Below are 18,441 nucleotides of genomic sequence, written 5' to 3'. Positions count from 1 at the left end.
GTCAGGGGCCGGAGACCAGGCGGCGGACCAGCCGCCGCAGCCGCGACTGCTGCAACGGCACGTCCTGCAGCGCGTCGAGCGCCTCGGCGGCGCTCGGCCGTTTGGCCGGGGAGTGGTCGAGCATCCGGCGCACGACGTCGGGGACGTCGGGACCGTGGGCGTCGGAGCTGGTCGGGAGCTGCCCGGTGAGCAGCTGGTAGGCGATGGCCCCCGCCGCGTAGACGTCGGACGCGGTGGTCATCCGGTCGGGACGCTCCTGGCACTCGGGCGCCACGTAGTGGGCGTCGAGCACGTTGCCCAGCTCGTGGGCCACGGTGTAGTTGCGCGGCCCCGGCTTGGCGTAGTCGAAGCCGGTCAGCACCGCGTGCCCGTCGTCGGTCACCAGCACGCACCCGGGTGTCAGCGCCCGGTGGACGACGCCGTTGGCGTGCGCGTGCGCGAGCCCGCGCAGCAGGTCCTGGATCACGCCCAGCCGGGCCCCCTTGCCCAGCGACAGGTGCAGCGCCTCGCCGTGGACGTCGTCGAGCACCAGCACGAACCGGCTCTCGTCGTCGATGGCGAAGAAGTCGCGCGAGCGCACGACGCACGGATGGGGCGGGATGCGGGCCAGCGACTGGTAGGCGTTGGCGATGCGCTGGCGCTCGGCGGCCCGCGCCTCGTGGTCGGCCAGCGGGTCGGCCTGGTAGACCCGCAGCAGCACGGTCTCGCTGCCCGGCAGCGTGGCGTTGAAGGCGCGGTACTCGGTGACCTTGGCGTCGCCGCCGAGCTGCTCCTCGACCTCCCAGTTGCCGAACCTGGGCGGCGCGGTGCTGCGGCGCACGGTGTGGTTGAGCGCGTCGAGCACCGCCGTCAGGTAGGGCCGCACGTCGGGGCTGCACCCCCGCCTGACCCGCGAGACGTCGCCCAGCGTGGCCACCAGGCCGGGCAGGTCGGTGACGTTGGGGGCGTCGCGGCCGGCCTGGTCGACCAGCTCGGCGTCGGGCGAGGTGAGCACGACCAGGCTGTCGACGTAGACGCGTTCGAGCTGGGTGGCCCTGGACACCAGCAGGCCCTTGAGCGCCTTGGCCGTGCCCCGCAGCTTGGTCACCGGAGAGCCGAACGCCTCCCGGCGCGGCGGGTACCAGCGGGTGCCGGACACCTCGATGCGGCCGCGGGTGCCCTTGACGTCGACGACCACGAGCGAGTGGGCGGTCAGCACGAGCAGGTCGACCTCGAACACGTCGTCGCCGCGCGGGACCTCGACGTTGTGCAGCAGCAGCCAGTCGGCGGGCGCGTGGTCGCGCAAGTAGGAGATCACGCGCCGTTCGGCGTCGTTGACCGGCCGTCCTCCGCCGACGATCTGTGCCATGGCCCACATCCTCCCACGGTTCTCCGTTGACAACATGCTGTCGAAATGACAGTATGTTGTCATGAAGGGAATCATTCACCACGCCGTCTACGACACCTTCGCCGACTGGGAGACCGGGCACGCGACCGCCCATCTGCGCAGCGAGCGCTTCCAGCGCGAGCCGGGGGCGTACGAGATCGTCAACGTCGGCCTGACCGGCGAGCCCGTCGTCAGCATGGGCGGCCTGCGGGTCACCCCGGGCCTGGCGCTCGACCGGCTCACGCCCGAGGGCAGCTCGCTGCTCATCCTGCCGGGGGCCGACCTGTGGGACGCGGGTGACGAGCTGGCGCCGTTCGCCCGCAAGGCGCGCGAGTTCCTGGAGGCCGGGGTGCCGGTGGCGGCCATCTGCGGCGCCACGGCCGGCCTCGCCCGCGAGGGCCTGCTCGACGACCGCGGCCACACCAGCGCGGCGCTGCCGTACCTGGGGGCCCAGCCGGGCTACGCCGGAGCCGGCCGCTACCAGGAGACGGACGCCGTGCTCGACGGCGACCTCGTCACCGCCGGCCCCACCGAGCCCGTCGCCTTCGCCCGGGAGATCTTCCGCCGGCTCGACGTCTACCGGCCCGACGTCCTCGACGCCTGGTACCGCCTGTTCGGCGAGAGCGACGCCGCGGCGTTCGAGGTGCTGATGGCCGCATGACCCCCGGCGGCCCCGTCCCCGAGAACCCCCCTGCCCGCCGCGACGGGAGCGCCGGCGGGAGCGGGAGCGGTGACGGCGGTGAGAGTGCGGCGGCCGAGTTGTTGTCCGGGCTGGCTCTGGCGTCGTTCCGGCTCAACGGCCAGTTCCTGCACGTGGCGGAGGAGCTGGCCAAGCCGGCGGGCATGACGGCGGCCTGGTGGCAGGTGCTGGGCGCCGTCCTGGGGGAGCCGCTGCCCGTGGCGGGGATCGCCCGGGTGATGGGCATGACCCGCCAGGGTGTGCAGCGGATCGCGGACCTGCTGGTGGAGCGGGGCCTGGCCGAATACCGGCCCAATCCCGCGCACCGGCGGGCCAAGCTCCTGCAGCCGACGGAGGCGGGCCGCGAGGCGATCGCCGGGATCGTCCCGGGCCACCGCGAGTTCGCCGACCGCCTGGTGGACGTGCTCGGCCTCGACGCCGCCCGCGAATCCCTGACCGCCCTCCACCGCCTGACCGCCGCCCTGGATCACCTGATCACCCCCTGACCCGCCCTCGACCACCTGACCGCCTCGTGCGCCCGTCCCCGCGCGGCGGTGCGCGGCCCTGTCCCCGCTTCCTCGCGTCCCGCCCCCTTCCTGTCCTTCGACGGGGAGGGGGCGGTTTTGGGTCGGGGGCGTTCTTGCAGGTCAGCGGGACAGCTGGCGCGACCGCCGTACCGGTAATAGCGGAACAGCCGCTCCGAGGCGATCACCTGGATAACCACTCACCTGGTCTCCACATTCGCCGAACTCGGACCCGGCGTCGTAGGTCGTTCCTCAAGTTTCGGGTGATCGTTGCCTGAACGGCAGGGCACGAACGCCCCAACATCGCCGCCGGAAGGCCAAAAGAATCCCGTTCGCCGGGCAGCCGGACCGGGATATATGCAGTGCCCCGTCGATGAGCGCGGAAACCGAGTGCCAAGAAATCGAGGCGTCCCCTTGACCTTCGTTAGGGCTTTCCGAGTTGCGATTTTCGCTGCCTGCCGCGATGGTTATTTGCGGCACCTCACAGCCCTGCACAAACGACCATGGCGCACAAATTCAGCGCCGATCCATGGAGGAAAGCAAACATGATCCGTCGCATTCTGGCCGGTGCAGCTATCGCGGTCACCGCTCTCGGCTTCTCCGCCTCCGCCGCGTCCGCGGACGTCGGCCCCAACCCGTACAACAACGGGCAGAGCATCCTGAGCCAGCTGAGCATCCTCGACGACCTGACGGCGCTGAACGATGTCGCCAACGACTCCATCAAGTACATCGACATCCTCACCCTGCTGCACCTGAACGACATCGAGGCCAACGTCCTCAACAACCAGGACAAGTACGGCGACAACAACTGAGCCTCCTCGCGTGGCGTAGGCAGGAAGACGATCGGCGGCCCGCAGGAGATATCGCGGATCCGCCCGGCCAAGGTCGCCTTCCTGGTGCCTTGAGGTGGACCGAAAGTACGGGCCGTGGCATTTCGCGAGGCCACGGCACGGGCTTGGTGCGCACCGAGCTCTGAACGCCTCGCGGCCCAGGTCGATCACTGCAGGACGACCTGGGCCGCGGGGCTCACGCGTAGGCGCACCCGGCTCCGCGGGCCCGGCCGGCGAAATCAGCTCGGCGAATTCGGCTCAGCGATATCGGTTCGGCGGGCTCGGCCTAGGCGTCGGAACGGCCCGGGCTCGGGCGTACGACGCCCAGGAAGCGCGGCCGTTCCAGCGCGTCGAGCCGGACGAATTCGCCGCTGAAGGGCGCGTGCACGATCTGCGTGCCGTCCACCGCGAGCGCCACGTGCTCGGGGCCGGGGGTGGCGACGTCGCTGTCGTAGAACACCAGGTCACCGGGCTGGATCTCCTCCCGCGGTATCCGGATCCCGGAGCGCCACTGCTCGTACGTCGTCGTCCCGATGGCCACGCCGGCCCGCGCCCACGCGTACTCGGTCAGGCCCGAGCAGTCGAATCCCCAGGTCCTGGCCCCTTTGCCGATGCCGAATCCGGGGCCGCCAGGACCGCCGCCGCCCCACGAGTACGGGACGCCGATCATCTCTATCGCCGCCCGCAGCGCGATCGAGCCCGCCGCCGACCGGACGGCCGGAGCCTGCGCGCGGCACCCGTGCGGATGGCAGCCCGTGGCGCCCTGCGCGGGCATCGAATGGGAAACGCACACAATGGTGTGCGCCAATGCAATCGCCAACAATCGCAGTAGTCCGTTCATGGCATATTCGGCACCCCCGCGTGCCCGGCCGCGCCACCGGTACGGCACGGCGTTTCAAGCGACTTCTCCCGATTACCTGCTCCGGGAGTATGGGGATAAAACAACCTGCCGTGCCCGACGAGTCACACTATTTCGGGGCATTTCGGGATGTCTTTCGCCCGATCGACGGCCAAGGAATAAGTGCGGGTACTTGACTTTGCCTTAGCATATTTTCCTTGCGGCCCGCCGCGGCCCCACGAGATCGTTATTCGCGAAAATCCTGCCACTCGGGAGGCGGGTAATAAATGATGACGCGCACCGCTGCGCCGATTCCGATGAAAGGGAAGTAAAAAATGATGCGTCGCGTTCTCACCGGTGCAGCCATCGCCGGCGCGCTGTTCGGGTTCACCGCCACGAGCGCCTCGGCCGACGTCGGCCCCAACGCCTACAACGGCGGCAAGGCCATCCTGAGCCAGCTGTCCATCCTGGACGACCTGACGCTGGCCAACGACGTCCTCAACGACTCCGTCAAGTACATCGACGTCCTCACCGCCCTGCACCTCCAGGACATCGAGCTCAACGTCCTGGACGCCCAGAGCAACTACGGCGACAACAACTGAGACCGCTGACCGGCGGCGGCCCGTCCGCGCGCCCGTCAGGCTGACCTGAAGGCGTTCCGGCAGCCACGACCCTCGTGGCGGCACCTTGCCGAACGCCCGCGGATCGGCCGCGGCGGGACGCGTGCGGGCCCCGCCGAGAGGACGGTCCGAAGCCGGCCCAGCCCTGCGTGCTGGGCCGGCTTCGTGCGTCTGCGGAGACCGGTGCAACTCTTCATTATTGGGCTGCAATTCGGTCATTTTCTCCTGAACATTACATAGCGAAACATACTTCGTGTAACCTGGTTTCGGGTTAATCGTCAGCGCGGCGAAGGAACCGCGACCTCCTCAGGGCGGCCACCACGGCCGGGGGGAAGCTTGACGGTCATCCCACCGGCAACCCCCTGTCCATAGCTGTTGGGGGGTGCGCACGTCGTGAACGATCTCGAAGAGCGGCTGCTCTATCAGGACGGGCAGCTCAGCATCACGCTGCGGGTCGCTCCCGGAGCCCCGGCCGTCGCCCTGTCCGGGGAGATCGACGTCACCAACAGCCCCGCGCTCGCCAGCACGCTGTCCGGCTCGCGCGGGGGCAGCACGTACATCGTGGTCGACATCGGCGAGCTGACCTTCGTCGACCTGTCCGGGCTGCGGGTGCTGGCGCTGCCCGCGCTGCCCCCGGACGAACGGTGGATCCGGCTGCACAACGTCACGCCGCACCTGCGACGGCTGCTGCGCATGATGGGCTGGTTCTACGCCCCGCGCCCGTACGACGTGCCGCTGTAGACCAGGCTCGCCGCCGACGTGCCGAGCCCGCGGGGGCCGGACAGCCGGAAGGCCGGCGGCCGGTGGTGCCGGCGCAGGGACGGCTCGTCGTAGCGCAGACAACCGCGGTGCCAGTTGAGAACGCCGGTCAGCCAGTGGCGGCAGTCGGCCAGGTACGCGTCGAGCGCCTGCCGCGCCGCGCAGTCGAGCCCGAGGTCGTCGCACAGGATCGGCAGCTCGTGCGCGGCGATGTGCTGAAACTGCTTCATCCGCGAGGTCAGCAGGTCGTTGACGATGCCGAGCGCGGCCGGGTAGTCGCAGTCGAAGAAGTTCTGGACCACCAGGATGCAGTTGTGCAGCTCGCCCTCGAACTCGATCTCCTTCTGGTACGAGAAGATGTCGTTCATCAACATCCCGCAGTCCATGACCGCGTTCTCCAGGGCCCGCATCGGGCCGCTCTCGTACAGCGCCTCGGGCAGCGCGTACGCGTGCCGCAGCCGGCACAGGCTCATCGTCAGCTCGGAGCCGAAGGTGAGCCGGCGCATCTCCAGGTAGTCCACCGGGTCGGGGATGTGCCCGGCGGCCTCGTTGCCCAGCTCCCAGAGCCAGCCCTCGCACATCGTCACGACCGACCGCCGCAGCTGCGCGCGGGCGCCGGCCGGCATCGGCCCCGCCGTACGCGCCCACAGGTCGGCCAGGCCGCGTTCGAGCGCGCTCAGCGGCGGCGGCGCCGGCGTGCCGTCCAGCGGCATGAACGCCGAGAGCCTGGACACGGTGACCTTGGCCGCCGCCAGGTTGCCCGACCGGCCGAAGACGACGGGGAAGTAGTCGTCGCCGTAGGTGCCCCAGCACAACCAGTACGAGGCCAGGTCCAGTTCCTCGGGGGTGGCGTCGGGATGCAGGCCGGCCGCGCACAACGGCAGGTCGTAGTCGGCCAGCTTCTCGGCGTCCCAGACCGCCGAGCCCACGACGCCTGGCTGGGCCTCCAGCAGGCCCATGGACGCGCACCAGGTCACCGCGTTGCGCCGGGCCCGGTCGAGGTTGGGGGACAGGCGCAGCTCGAAGGGCACGTACAGCTCGGGGATCTGCGAGGGGCCGACGCGCCGCCGCCCGGTGTGGGCGAAGTTGCGCAGCCGCTTGGCCCCCGTGCCGGCGATCAGCGACTTCGGGCCGAGCGGCCGGGCCGTCTTCGCGCCCTTGTTCATGTAGCGGCTCGACCGCAGATGCCACTCGTGCCCGCCGGACTGCCAGTCCTGCAGCCCCTTGACGTAGGCCAGCACGCCCATCGCCGACAGCGGATCGACGGCGTGCTCGACGAAGAGCGGGCCCAGCTCGCCCAGCGCGGTGTGCTCGAACTGCTGCATGCGCGAGGTGAGCAGGTCGTTGACGGCGTCGGCGGCCTCCTGCGTCGTGCACCCGAGGAACGTCTCCAGCACCAGCACGCCGTTGCTCAGCTCGCCCTCGTCCCTGACCTCGCGCTCGTAGGAGAACAGGTCGTTGCGCAGGTGCACGGCGTCGGAGAAGCTGTCCTTCAGCACCCGCAGCGGCCTGGTGCCGGCCAGCCGGGCGGGGATCTCGGCCCGCACCGCGTGCTCGACCAGCCCCGCCGACCAGGGCGCGCCGCCCACCTTGCGGCGCATCTCGATGTACTCGACCGGGTTGGCGATCCGGCCCTCGTTGATGTTGGACAGCTCCCAGATCGACTCGTTGAGCAGGTGGCGGGTGCTCTCGGCGAACCGCCGCCGCCAGTCGGCCGACATGCCCGGCACCGTGCGCAGCCACAGGTCGGCCAGGCCCGCCTCGACCGGGTTGGCCGGCTCCGGCATGGACAGGTCGGCGCCCATCGGCATGAACCGGGGAAGCCGGTCGAGGTGCCGCTTGCCGCCCCGGAGGTCGCCGGAGCGCTTGAAGACCTCCAGGAAGTGGTCGTCGAAGAAGAACACCCAGACGTACCAGTCGGTGATCAGGCACAGCTCGGCGCCGTCGCAGTCGGGGTGGGTGTAGGCGCACATCAGGGAGTAGTCGTGGCCGTCGAGGTCGGCCTCCTCCCAGACGCCCGATCCCTCCAGCATGCCCATCTCGCGCGCCCACTGCTTGGCGTGCGTACGGGCCTCCTCCAGGTGCGGGTTGAGCCGCGCCGGGTACGGCATGTAGAAATCGGGCAGCTCGAACGGCTGAGCCATCAGCTCGCGACCTCCACGTTCTCCAGCACCCCGAGCGCGTCGGGCACCAGCACCGCGCACGAGTAGTAGGCGCTGACCAGGTACGACATGACCGCCTTCCGGTCGATGCCGGTGAGCTTCACACTGAGCCCCGGCTCCCGCTCGTCGGGCACGCCGGTCTGGAACAGGCCCACGACGCCCTGGTCCTTCTCGCCGGTGCGCATGCACAGGATCGAGGTGGTGCCCGCCCGGCTGATCGGGATCTTGTCGCACGGCAGGATGGGCACCCCCCGCCACGACTGCACGGGCACGCCCTCGATCTCGACGGTGTCGGGATAGACGCCCCGCGCGCTGCACTGCCGGCCGAAGGCCGCGATGGCCCGCGGGTGGGCCAGGAAGAACCGCGACTTCTTGCGCCGGCTGACCAGGTCGTCCAGGTCGTCGGGGGTGGGCGGCCCGGTCAGCGTGCGAATGCGCTGGCTCGGGTCGACGTTGTGCAGCAGGCCGAAGTCGCGGTTGTTGACCAGCTCGCGCTCCTGCGACTCGCGCACCGCCTGGACGGTGAGCCTGAGCTGCTGCTCGGTCTGGTCCATCGGGTCGGAGAACAGGTCCGCGACCCGGGTGTGCACGCGCAGCACGGTCTGCGAGACGCTGAGCTCGTACTCGCGCGGGCCCGGGTCGTAGTCCACGAACGTGCCCGGCAGCGTGTGCTCGCCCCGGTGGCCGGCCGACAGCTCGATGGCCGCCTCGCCGTGCTTGGTCTGGGCGGCCGCCCGCCGGGCGCGGTGGCGGTCGAGCAGGTCGCGCAGGACGGGCGTGCTCTCGGCCAGCGCGCGCAGCTCCTCCCACGGCAGGGCCAGCACCGTGCACCTGGTGCCGGCCTCCAGCGTGTCGTGCCGTACGGCCCGTTCGCCCGGCGGTTCGGTCCCGGCGTGGTCGCCCTCGCCGAGGGTGCCGAGCACCAGGCGGTTGCCGTAGTCGCCCGGCTGGAACCGGGTGACCCGGCCGTCGGCGACCAGGATGATCTCGTCAGCCGGCCGTCCGGCCCGCGCGATCGTGTCGCCGGGGGCGTATTCCCGCTGCTCGAACAGGCCCGCGAGGGTGTCGAGCAGACGGTCGTCGTCGAGCCCGTGCAGCGGCGGCAGCTCGGTCAGGCTCGGCGGCACCACCCGCACCCGGGCGCCGGTGCGCGAGAAGCTGACCCGGCCACCGCCGACCATGTAGGTGAGCCGCCGGTTCACCCGATAGGTGCCGGCGATGTCCACCCACGGGAGCATCCGCAGCAACCAGCGGGAGGAGATCTCCTGCATCTGCGGAGGCGTCTTGGTCGTCGTGGCGAGTTTCCGCGCCGCGGCGGTATCCAGGCTCAGCCGCTGATCCGACTCCGTCAACACAAACACCACCAATTCTTGGACCGGACGGACGAAGGGGCTGCTAGCCGTTCCTGCCGAGCTCGACGTCCTCCAGGACGCCGAGCGCGTCGGGCACCAGGACGGCGGCCGAGTAGTAGGCGCTGACCAGGTAGGAGATGATCGCCTTCTCGTTGATGTTCATGAAGCGCACCGACAGGCTGGGCTGGTACTCGTCGGGGATGCCGGTCTGGTGCAGGCCGACGACGCCCTGGTTCTCCTGGCCCGTCCGCATGAGCAGGAACGACGTGGTGCGCTTGCCGGTGACCGGGATCTTGCTGCACGGGAAGATCGGCACGCCCCGCCAGGCCGGGATGCGGTGGCCGTTGACCTCGCTGGCCTGCGGGTAGAGGCCGCGCTTGCTGCACTCCCTGCCGAACGCGGCGATGGCCTGCGGGTGCGCCAGGAAGAAGGCCGGCTCCTTCCAGACCACGGCCAGCAGGTCGTCGAGGTCGTCGGGCGTGGGCGGGCCGGAACGGGTGCGGATGCGCTGGCTGAAGTCGGCGTTGTGCAGCAGGCCGAACTCCCGGTTGTTGATCAGCTCGTGCTCCTGGCGCTCGCGCAGGGCCTCGATCGTGAGGCGGAGCTGCTGGTCGAGCTGGCTCATCGGCTGGTTGTACAGGTCGGAGACCCGGCTGTGCACCCGCAGGACCGTCTGGGCGACGCTCAGCTCGTACTCGCGGGGGGACTGCTCGTAGTCCACGAACGTGCCGGGCAGCGCGACCTCGCCGGAGTGGCCGGAGGCCATGTCGATCGCGGCCTCGCCGTAGGCGTTCTGGGCGTGGTCGCCGGCCGCCTGCCGGCTCTGGATGTGCTCGCGCAGCGCCGGGGACTGCTCGGCCAGCTGCTCGAAGGTCTGCCTGGACAGGGTGAGCACGGTGGTGTGCGTCTTGGCCGTGGCGGTGAAGTCGTAGGTGCCGCCGCCGGTCAGCGCCTGCTCGCCGAAGTGGTCGCCGTCGGCCAGCACGCCGAGGTTCTGCTCGTCGCCGTAGGCGCCCTGCCCTACCTTGCCGACCCGGCCGTGGGCGATCAGCACGAGCTGGTCGGCCGGGTCGTCCTCCCTGACGATGGCCTCGCCCGGCTCGACCTCGCGCTGCTGGAAGCGGTCGGCCAGCGCTTCGAGCACCTCCATGTCGTCGAAGCCGCGCAGCACGGGCAGCTCCGTCAGCTCGGCGGGGATGACCCGCACGTCGGAGCCGGTCGTGGAGAACGTGATGCGCCCGTCGCCGAGCGTGTACGTCAGGCGCCTGTTGACCCGGAACACGCCACCGGAGCACTGCACCCAGGGCAGCAGCCGCAGCAGCCACCTGGAGGTGATCTCCTGCATCTGCGGGGGTGTCTTGGTGGTGGTCGCGAGCTGTTTGGCGGCCTCGGTACTGAGGCTGAGCTGCCCGTTGCCGTTCACGGGCGCGCTGGAGTCGGTGGTTTCTGTCATGGTGCACCGCCAATCTCGGTGTGGGGTCTAGCCGGGGTTGCGGGAGGAACGGAGTTCCAGGGGGAGGGAGAAGGTGAGCGTCTCCTCGGTCACGGTCACGGGCTCCACGTCGGTGTAGCCGTGGCCGGCGAGCCAGCCGAGCAGGTCCTCGACCAGCACGTCGGGCACGGACGCGCCGGAGCTGACCCCGACCGTGCCCACGCCGCCGAGCCATCGCGGGTCGGCGTCGGCGGCGCGGTCGACCAGGTGGGCGGCGGGTGCGCCGGCGTGCAGCGCGACCTCGACCAGCCGCCGGGAGTTGGAGGAGTTGGCCGAGCCGACGACGATGACCAGGTCGCAGCGGGGGGCGATGCGGGTGATCGCCTCCTGGCGGTTCTGGCTGGCGTAGCAGATGTCGTCGCTCGGCGGGTCGGCCAGCTGGGGGAAACGGCCGCGCAGCTCGGCGACGGCGCCCATGGTCTCGTCGACCGACAGGGTGGTCTGCGACAGCCAGGTCATGCGCGCCGCGCCGCTCGCGGTGACCTCGTGGGGCCTGGCCGGATCGACGACGTGGATGCGGCCGGGCGCCTCGCCGAGGGTGCCCTCGACCTCCTCGTGCTCGGCGTGGCCGATGAGCACGATCTCGTGACCGGCCTCGGCCAGCCGCACCGCCTCCTTGTGCACCTTGGTGACCAGAGGGCAGGTGGCGTCGATCGTGCGCAGGCCGCGGCCCCCGGCCTCCTGCCGGACCGCGGGGGAGACGCCGTGGGCCGAGAAGATCACCAGCGCGCCGCCCGGCACCTCGTCGAGCTCCTCGACGAACACCGCCCCGCGTTCGGTGAGGTCGGCCACCACGAACGTGTTGTGCACGATCTGCTTGCGCACGTAGACCGGTGGCCCGAAGCGCCGCAGCGCCTCCTCCACGGAGAAGATGGCCCGTTCGACGCCCGCGCAGTAGCCGCGCGGGGCCGCGAGCAGTACGCGTCCCATCGGAGAGCCCCCTACTTGGTACGGTGCGCGAGCTGGTCGGCCAGGACGGACAGCGCGCCGCCGGCCTCGGGCCCGATCGGCGCCCGGGCCAGGGCGGCCGTGGCCTCGCCCACGCGTTCGTCGATCATCGACTCGACCTGGTCGAGCGCGCCGGTGTCGATGAGGATGGTGCGCAGCCCGGCGGCCTGCTCCTCGGTGAGCGCCGGGTTGCCGTGCCAGGCGCGCAGGTAGCCGAGCTGCGCGGGCGAGGCGTGCGCCACGGCGTGCGCGATCAGCACCGTGTGCTTGCCCTCGCGCAGGTCGTCGAGCGCGGACTTGCCGGTCTCGGCCGCCGAGCCGAACGTGCCCAGCACGTCGTCGCGCAGCTGGAACGCCTCGCCGAGCGGCACGCCGAACCGGGAGAAGGCGTCGAGCAGCTCGGGTGAGGCGCCGGCCAGGGCGCCGCCGATCTGCAACGGCCGCTCGACGGTGTACTTGGCCGTCTTGTAGCGGATCACCGTGAGCGCCTCCGGCACGCTCGCGCCGGCGCGGAGCTGGGCGAGGATGTCGAGGTACTGGCCGCTGATGACCTCGGTGCGCATGGCGTCGAAGAGGTGGTGGGCGGCCCGCAGGCGGACGGGCTCGACGCCGCACGACGACAGCAGGGTGTCGGACCAGGCCAGGCTGAGCGTGCCGAGCAGGATGCCGCCGGCGTGCCCGAACGCCTCCGCGGACGGGCCGCGGTGGAGGTCGGCGAGGTTGCGGTGGATGGTCGCCCGGCCCCGGCGCAGCTCGCTGCCGTCCATGATGTCGTCGTGGATGAGCAGCCCGGCGTGGCACAGCTCCAGGGCCGCCGCGGCGCTGACGATCTCGTCGCAGTCGGCGCCGCCCGCACCCCGCCAGCCCCAGTAGCACAGCAGGGGACGGATGCGCTTGCCGCCGCCGAGGATGAACTCGGTCAGCAGCCGGTAGGCCGTCTGGACGTCGGGATCGGAGACGGGCGCGCGCCACGTCTCCAGGAAGTCGGCGAGGCGTCGCTCGATCCGCGATCCGAGGTAGTGCTGAGTGAAGCTCACCGGCATCCGCTCGGCTCCTTCTGGTCGGGACGCACTACCAATAGTTACTACTTGAATACAGAGCGTGTAAAGTGTCTTGGGCCTTTCAACTATTCTTTTGGCTCACCGCAACACCGTCAGGGGATGTCATGACGACCCTGTTGCCGTACGTTTCCACTCCCCAAGACCTGCGTGCCCTGCCCGCCGAGCTGCTGCCCGGCCTCGCCCGCGAGATCCGCGAGTTCCTGGTCGAGAAGGTGAGCGTCCGCGGCGGGCACCTCGGCTCCAATCTCGGCGTCGTCGAGCTCACGATCGCCCTCCACCGCGTCTTCGACTCGCCCGGCGACGCCATCGTCTTCGACACCGGGCACCAGGCGTACGTCCACAAGATCCTGACCGGGCGGCGCGACTCCTTCGACGCCCTGCGCTGCCGGGGCGGCCTCAGCGGCTACCCGAGCCGGGACGAGTCCGTGCACGACCACGTCGACAACTCCCACGCCTCCACCGCGCTCGCCTACGCCGACGGCCTGGCCAAGGCGCGCCTGCTGACCGGCGACGCCGACCGGGCGGTGGTCGCCGTGGTCGGCGACGGCGCGCTGACCGGCGGGATGGCCTGGGAGGCGCTCAACAACCTGGGCGCCGCCCGTCACCGGCCGGTCGTCGTCGTGCTCAACGACAACGGCCGCTCCTACGCCCCCACCCACGGCGGCATCGCCGACCACCTCGCCCGGCTGCGCACGGCCGCCGACGTGACCGTCTTCGAGCAGCTCGGCCTGCGCTACCTGGGCCCGGTCGACGGCCACGACATCGCCGCGCTCGAAGGGGTCCTGCGCGCCGCCCGCGAGCTGCGCGTCCCCGTCGTGGTCCACTGCGTCACCCGCAAGGGCCGCGGCTACGACCCGGCCGAGCGCGACCACGACGAGCACCTGCACGCGATCCCGGCCACCGACCCGGCCACCGGCCGTCCGCTCGCCGCCGGCTCCGTCACCTGGACCGACGCGTTCGCCCGCCACCTGTGCGTGCTCGGCGAGCGCCGCGACGACCTGGTGGCCGTCACCGCCGCGATGCCGGGGCCGACCGGGCTGGCCTGCTTCGGCCGGCGCTTCCCCGGCCGCATGTTCGACGTCGGCATCGCCGAGCAGCAGGCGCTGGCCTCGGCGGCGGGCATGGCCATGGCGGGCCTGCACCCCGTGGTCGCCGTCTACGCGACGTTCCTCGGGCGCGCCCTGGACCAGGTGCTGATGGACGTCGCCCTGCACCGGCTGCCGGTGACGCTGGTGCTCGACCGGGCCGGGCTCACCGGCCCCGACGGGCCCAGCCACCACGGCATGTGGGACCTGGCGGCGCTGGCCATGGTGCCCGGCATGCGGGTGGCCGCGCCGCGCGACGCCCACCGGCTGTGCGAGCTGCTGGAGGAGGCGGTCGAGCACCCCGGCCCGACCGCGCTGCGCTTCCCCAAGGCGGTCGCCGGCCCCCAGCTCCCGCGCGTGGGGCGGGTGGGCGACGTCGACGTGCTCTTCGCGGGCGGCCCCGACGTGCTGCTGGTGGCGGTCGGGCCGATGGCCGGGCCGTGCCTGGGCGCGGCGGCCATGTTGTCGGCCGCCGGGATCGGCGTGACCGTGGTCGATCCCCGCTGGGTGATCCCGGTCCCGGCCGGTCTGCGCGGGCCGGCCGCGGCCGCCCGGCTGGTGGTGACCGTCGAGGACGGCCTGGCCGCCTGCGGGGCCGGCGCCCTGCTCCGGCAGGAGTGCGGCCCCGGGCGGCACATCGTCAACCTCGGCCTGCCGCGCGAGTTCGTCGCGCACGGGAGCCGGGCCGGGTTGCTCGCCGAGGCCGGGCTCACCGGCCAGGGCATCGCGCACACCGTTCGAAGGGAGCTGGACAGGTGGCCGCTGTAGATCTCGGACTGCCGGTGCGACATCGGGCGCGCAGGGCGTCCAGGCAGGTGATGGTGGGGTCCGTGCCGGTGGGGGGCGACGCGCCCGTCTCGGTGCAGTCGATGACGACGACGGTGACGGCCGACGTCAACGCCACGTTGCAGCAGATCGCCGAGCTGACGGCGGCGGGCTGCCAGATCGTCCGCGTCGCGGTGCCGACCCAGGACGACGCCGACGCGCTGCCGGCGATCGCGCGCAAGTCGCAGATCCCGGTCGTCGCCGACATCCACTTCCAGCCGCGGTACGTCTTCGCCGCCATCGAGGCGGGGTGCGCGGCGGTCCGGGTCAATCCCGGGAACATCAAGAGATTCGACGACAAGGTGGGCGAGATCGCGCGGGCCGCGTCCGCGGCGGGGGTGTCGATCCGCATCGGCGTCAACGCCGGTTCGCTCGACCCCCGCCTGCTGGCCAAGCACGGCAGGGCCACGCCGGCCGCGCTGGTGGAGTCGGCGCTGTGGGAGTGCTCGTTGTTCGAGGAGCACGGCTTCCGCGACATCAAGCTCTCCGTCAAGCACCACGACCCGCAGGTGATGACGGCGGCCTACCGGATGCTGGCCCGCAGCTGCGACTACCCGCTGCACCTCGGCGTCACCGAGGCCGGGCCGCTCATGCAGGGCACGATCAAGTCGGCGGTGGCGTTCGGCATCCTGCTCGACGAGGGCATCGGCGACACGATCCGCGTCTCGCTGTCCGCGCCGCCGGTGGAGGAGGTCAAGGTCGGGATCGGGATCCTGGAGTCCCTGGGGCTGCGGCGGCGCAGGCTGGAGATCGTCTCCTGCCCGTCGTGCGGGCGGGCCCAGGTCGACGTGTACGGGCTGGCCGAACGGGTCGCCGCGGCGCTCGACGGGTTCCCCCACCCGCTGCGGGTGGCGGTGATGGGCTGCGTGGTCAACGGGCCGGGCGAGGCCAGGGAGGCGGACCTGGGGGTGGCCTCGGGCAACGGCAAGGGGCAGATCTTCGTCAGGGGCGAGGTGGTCCGCACCGTCCCGGAGTCGCGGATCGTGGAGACGCTGGTCGAGGAGGCCCTGCGGCTGGCCGGAGAGGCGTCCTGACGGCCGCTTGAAGCGCATGGGCCGGGCGATGTCCCTGACGGAGGAGTGGGACATCGCCCGGCCGCGCGGTCCAGGTCGTGAGGGGGTATCTCCGCCCTGGACGTCTAGGGGGTCAGACGCGCTGCCAGAGAGCCGGCACGTTCGGCGGCTCCCAGCCGGGCTGGGCGGTGTGCCCCTGGAGGCAGCGGTAGGTCGAGCCGCCGTACGTCACCGTCGCGCCGGCCGCGTACGTCGTGCCCGCCGCCCACGTGCCGCCGACGGTGGTCGTGACCGTCGGCGTGCTGGTCGGGCCGGGGCCGCCGCCCTGGGTGGCGAGGGTCAGGCCGTAGGTGGACAGGATCTCGTTGACCGGCTGGAAGTACGTCGTGCCGCCGGAGCTGCAGTTGCCCGAGCCGCCCGACGTCACGCCCTGGGCCTGGTCGCCGGAGATGAACGAGCCGCCGGAGTCGCCGGGCTCGGCGCAGACGTTGGTCCGCGTCACGCCGGAGACGGTGCCCTCCTGGTAGGTGACGCTGGTGTTGAGCTGCTGGACCGAGCCGCAGTGGTAACCGGTGGTCGATCCGGCGCGGCAGACGGCCGAGCCCACCTGGGCGACGGTCGAGCCGCGTACGGGCAGGATGCCGGCGCTGTAGCCGTTCACCACGCCGGTCGGGGTCCACTGGCCGTTGACCTCGACCCAGGAGTAGTCGTTGCCCGGGAAGGACGAGCCGCGGAACGTGCCCATGGCGACCCGGTTGGAGCCGGACGTGCTGGACCCGGCGGTGCCGCAGTGGCCGGCGCTGACGAAGCCGCCCTGCGAGCCGGCCTTGGTCACCGAGAAGCCGACGGAGCAGCGGGTGCCGGAGCCGATGTAGTAGGCGTCGCCGCCGCGGACGTCGTAGAACAGCGTGGGCTTCTCGGCCGAGCGCACGACCTGGACGGCGGAGGCGTCCGCGCCGCTGGCCTTCACCCAGGCGGCGGCCTTGGCGGGGTTGGAGCTGAGGACGACGACGGTGTTGTTGACGACGTCCACGTACCAGACGGGGGCGGTCTTCGGGGCCTTGGCCGAGGCGGCGTCGAGCCTGGCCTTGACCCCGTCGAGGCTGCTCAGCGAGCGGGCGACCACGCGGGCCTGCACACCGGCCTTGGTGATGGCGGCCACCTGCGCCGGGTCGGTGGTGGCGGTGACCGGGGTGGAGGTGGGGCCGGTCACCCAGGAGCCGGCGTAGGAGGCGCCTAACTGGGCGCGCAGGGTGGGTTCGAGGCCGGCCGCGGCGGCCTCGTTGACCAGGCGGGCCTCGGCCTGCTGGCCGGTGATGCCGAGGTCCCGGCTCATGGCGTCGACCAGGCCCTGCGGGGGGTCGGCGACGGCTTCTGCGTTGCTGCGGGCGATGGAGTAGGGGGTCTCGTCCTGGGCCGTGGCGCCCTTCGCCGCGAAGGCCAGGGCCGGGACGCTGATCATGGTGACGGCGATCGCGATGCCCGCCGTCACGGTCTTCCTGGGGAGCATGTGCACGTCTCCTCGCGTACAGGGGGGTGTCTGCACGGTACGAGTCCGAATACGAGGAGTGGTCGTCTCAAAACACCCCTATCACGGTGTTATGGGGCAAACCGTTTGGAGCCTTATGTGGGGGTATGCGGGATTTGTGCCGTCCGAATCCCATCTGGAGGCGTCATGAAGGCCGTCACCTGGCACGGCAAGCGGGACGTACGGGTCGAGGAGGTCCCCGATCCGGCCATCAAGGAGCCCAACGACGCGGTGATCAGGGTGACCAGCACCGGCATCTGCGGCTCCGACCTGCACCTGTACGAGGTGCTCGGGCCCTTCATGGCCGAGGGCGACATCCTCGGCCACGAGCCCATGGGCGTCGTCGAGGCCGTCGGGGCCGCCGTCACCGACATCAAACCCGGCGACCGCGTGGTCATCCCGTTCAACATCGCCTGCGGCCACTGCCACATGTGCGGCCTGGAGCTGTACGCGCAGTGCGAGACCACGCAGGTGAAGGAGCAGGGCATGGGCGCCGCGCTGTTCGGCTACACCAGGCTGTACGGCCAGGTGCCCGGCGGCCAGGCCGAGTACCTGCGCGTGCCCGAGGCCCAGTTCGGCCCGATCAAGGTGCCCGAGGGCCCGCCGGACGAGCGCTTCCTGTTCCTGTCCGACGTGCTGCCGACCGCCTGGCAGGCCGTGGACTACGCGGAGATCCCGGACGGCGGCAGCCTCACCGTCTTCGGCCTCGGCCCCATCGGCCAGATGTGCGCCCGCATCGCCCGCCACCTCGGCCACCGCGTGATCGGCGTGGACGGCGTCACCGAACGCCTGGAGATGGCCCGCCGCCACGGCATCGAGGTCGTGGACGGCAGCGAGACCTCCGACGTGCCCGGGGCGATCCGCGAGCTCACCTCGGGCCGCGGCACCGACTCGGTGATCGACGCCGTCGGCATGGAGGCCCACGGCTCGCCGGCCGCCAAGATCGCCCAGACGCTCACCGGGCTGCTGCCCGACGCGGTGGCCGCGCCGCTGATGTCCCACGCGGGCGTCGACCGGCTGGCCGCGCTCAACCAGGCCATCGACACCGTCCGCCGGGGCGGCGTCATCTCCGTCATCGGCGTCTACGGCGGCATGACCGACCCGATGCCGATGCTGCGCATGTTCGACAAGGGCATCACGCTGCGGATGGGCCAGGCCCACGTGCGGCGGTGGATCAACCGGATCATGCCGCTGGTCACCGACGACTCCGACCCGCTCGGCGTCATGGACCTGACCACCCACCGCATGCCGCTGGAGGAGGCGCCGCAGGCGTACGAGATGTTCCAGAAGAAGGCGGACGGTGCGATAAAGCTCGTGCTACAGCCCTGACCAGGGGTTTCACCCTCCGGAGCGCGGGCA

At 71.4% G+C, this 18,441-nt stretch carries 16 protein-coding genes; 8 read left to right on the top strand and 8 right to left on the bottom strand.

Annotation, left to right across the window (positions count from 1 at the left end):
• Position 1: 1 nt before the first annotated feature.
• Positions 2 to 1,348, bottom strand: coding sequence for an NERD domain-containing protein (locus AB0J71_RS05275; protein ID WP_364412900.1), 1,347 nt, complete (start codon positions 1,346 to 1,348; stop codon positions 2 to 4).
• A gap of 61 nt (positions 1,349 to 1,409) precedes the next feature.
• Here AB0J71_RS05275 and AB0J71_RS05270 point away from each other — a divergent pair, with 61 nt between their 5' ends.
• The 3 genes from AB0J71_RS05270 (at position 1,410) to AB0J71_RS05260 (ending at position 3,381) form a co-directional block, all read left to right on the top strand.
• Positions 1,410 to 2,027, top strand: coding sequence for a type 1 glutamine amidotransferase family protein (locus AB0J71_RS05270; protein ID WP_364412898.1), 618 nt, complete (start codon positions 1,410 to 1,412; stop codon positions 2,025 to 2,027).
• Positions 2,024 to 2,551, top strand: a complete 528-nt coding sequence (locus AB0J71_RS05265; RefSeq protein WP_364412895.1) for a MarR family transcriptional regulator — start codon at positions 2,024 to 2,026, stop codon at positions 2,549 to 2,551. The genes AB0J71_RS05270 and AB0J71_RS05265 overlap by 4 nt, the downstream gene beginning before the upstream one ends.
• 563 nt (positions 2,552 to 3,114) lie before the next feature.
• Positions 3,115 to 3,381, top strand: a complete 267-nt coding sequence (locus AB0J71_RS05260) for a hypothetical protein (protein ID WP_352322992.1) — start codon at positions 3,115 to 3,117, stop codon at positions 3,379 to 3,381.
• Positions 3,382 to 3,685: 304 nt separating this feature from the next.
• On the opposite strand, the gene AB0J71_RS05255 is transcribed toward AB0J71_RS05260, so the two are convergent.
• On the bottom strand, positions 3,686 to 4,174 hold the full coding sequence (locus AB0J71_RS05255) for a C40 family peptidase (RefSeq protein WP_352322993.1): 489 nt from the start codon (positions 4,172 to 4,174) through the stop codon (positions 3,686 to 3,688).
• A gap of 398 nt (positions 4,175 to 4,572) precedes the next feature.
• On the opposite strand from AB0J71_RS05255, the gene AB0J71_RS05250 reads away from it, so the two are divergent.
• Positions 4,573 to 4,839, top strand: a complete 267-nt coding sequence (locus tag AB0J71_RS05250) for a hypothetical protein (RefSeq protein WP_364412893.1) — start codon at positions 4,573 to 4,575, stop codon at positions 4,837 to 4,839.
• A gap of 411 nt (positions 4,840 to 5,250) precedes the next feature.
• Entirely contained in the window at positions 5,251 to 5,598 is a 348-nt protein-coding gene (locus AB0J71_RS05245; protein WP_352322995.1) for an STAS domain-containing protein, read from the top strand.
• Here AB0J71_RS05245 and AB0J71_RS05240 read toward each other — a convergent pair.
• Genes AB0J71_RS05240 through AB0J71_RS05220 form a run of 5 tightly spaced genes read right to left on the bottom strand, consistent with a single transcriptional unit; the run spans position 5,565 to position 12,607 of the window.
• A complete protein-coding gene (locus AB0J71_RS05240; protein WP_364412891.1) occupies positions 5,565 to 7,760 on the bottom strand; it encodes a terpene synthase family protein in 2,196 nt (731 codons plus the stop codon). The genes AB0J71_RS05245 and AB0J71_RS05240 overlap by 34 nt on opposite strands.
• On the bottom strand, positions 7,760 to 9,130 hold the full coding sequence (locus AB0J71_RS05235; protein WP_364412888.1) for a family 2B encapsulin nanocompartment shell protein: 1,371 nt from the start codon (positions 9,128 to 9,130) through the stop codon (positions 7,760 to 7,762). The genes AB0J71_RS05240 and AB0J71_RS05235 overlap by 1 nt, the downstream gene beginning before the upstream one ends.
• A 43-nt stretch (positions 9,131 to 9,173) precedes the next feature.
• Positions 9,174 to 10,583 (bottom strand): family 2B encapsulin nanocompartment shell protein, encoded by a 1,410-nt coding sequence (locus AB0J71_RS05230; RefSeq protein ID WP_364412885.1) that lies wholly within the window; start codon positions 10,581 to 10,583, stop codon positions 9,174 to 9,176.
• Between the two features lie 27 nt (positions 10,584 to 10,610).
• Positions 10,611 to 11,552, bottom strand: a complete 942-nt coding sequence (locus AB0J71_RS05225; protein ID WP_364412883.1) for a 4-hydroxy-3-methylbut-2-enyl diphosphate reductase — start codon at positions 11,550 to 11,552, stop codon at positions 10,611 to 10,613.
• An 11-nt stretch (positions 11,553 to 11,563) separates the two neighbouring features.
• On the bottom strand, positions 11,564 to 12,607 hold the full coding sequence (locus AB0J71_RS05220) for a polyprenyl synthetase family protein (protein WP_352323000.1): 1,044 nt from the start codon (positions 12,605 to 12,607) through the stop codon (positions 11,564 to 11,566).
• Positions 12,608 to 12,735: 128 nt separating this feature from the next.
• Between AB0J71_RS05220 and AB0J71_RS05215 the strand changes: the two genes are divergently transcribed.
• Together AB0J71_RS05215 and ispG are read left to right on the top strand one after the other, a co-directional pair.
• The gene (locus AB0J71_RS05215) at positions 12,736 to 14,484 is read left to right on the top strand and encodes a 1-deoxy-D-xylulose-5-phosphate synthase (protein WP_352323001.1); all 1,749 of its coding nucleotides are present in this window, start codon (positions 12,736 to 12,738) and stop codon (positions 14,482 to 14,484) included.
• A complete protein-coding gene (ispG, locus tag AB0J71_RS05210; protein WP_352323002.1) occupies positions 14,472 to 15,575 on the top strand; it encodes a flavodoxin-dependent (E)-4-hydroxy-3-methylbut-2-enyl-diphosphate synthase in 1,104 nt (367 codons plus the stop codon). The genes AB0J71_RS05215 and ispG overlap by 13 nt, the downstream gene beginning before the upstream one ends.
• A 112-nt stretch (positions 15,576 to 15,687) precedes the next feature.
• Here the strand turns inward: ispG and AB0J71_RS05205 are convergent, their stop codons facing one another.
• Complete coding sequence (locus AB0J71_RS05205; protein ID WP_352323003.1) at positions 15,688 to 17,064, bottom strand: carbohydrate-binding protein; 1,377 nt, start codon at positions 17,062 to 17,064, stop codon at positions 15,688 to 15,690.
• A gap of 165 nt (positions 17,065 to 17,229) precedes the next feature.
• Between AB0J71_RS05205 and AB0J71_RS05200 the strand changes: the two genes are divergently transcribed.
• Positions 17,230 to 18,411 (top strand): zinc-dependent alcohol dehydrogenase, encoded by a 1,182-nt coding sequence (locus tag AB0J71_RS05200; RefSeq protein WP_352323004.1) that lies wholly within the window; start codon positions 17,230 to 17,232, stop codon positions 18,409 to 18,411.
• Positions 18,412 to 18,441: the final 30 nt, after the last annotated feature.

The sequence above is a fragment of the Nonomuraea sp. NPDC049637 genome, from assembly GCF_040675235.1.
Classification (GTDB): Bacteria; Actinomycetota; Actinomycetes; order Streptosporangiales; family Streptosporangiaceae; genus Nonomuraea.
This window is presented reverse-complemented; position numbering and strand designations above follow the sequence as displayed.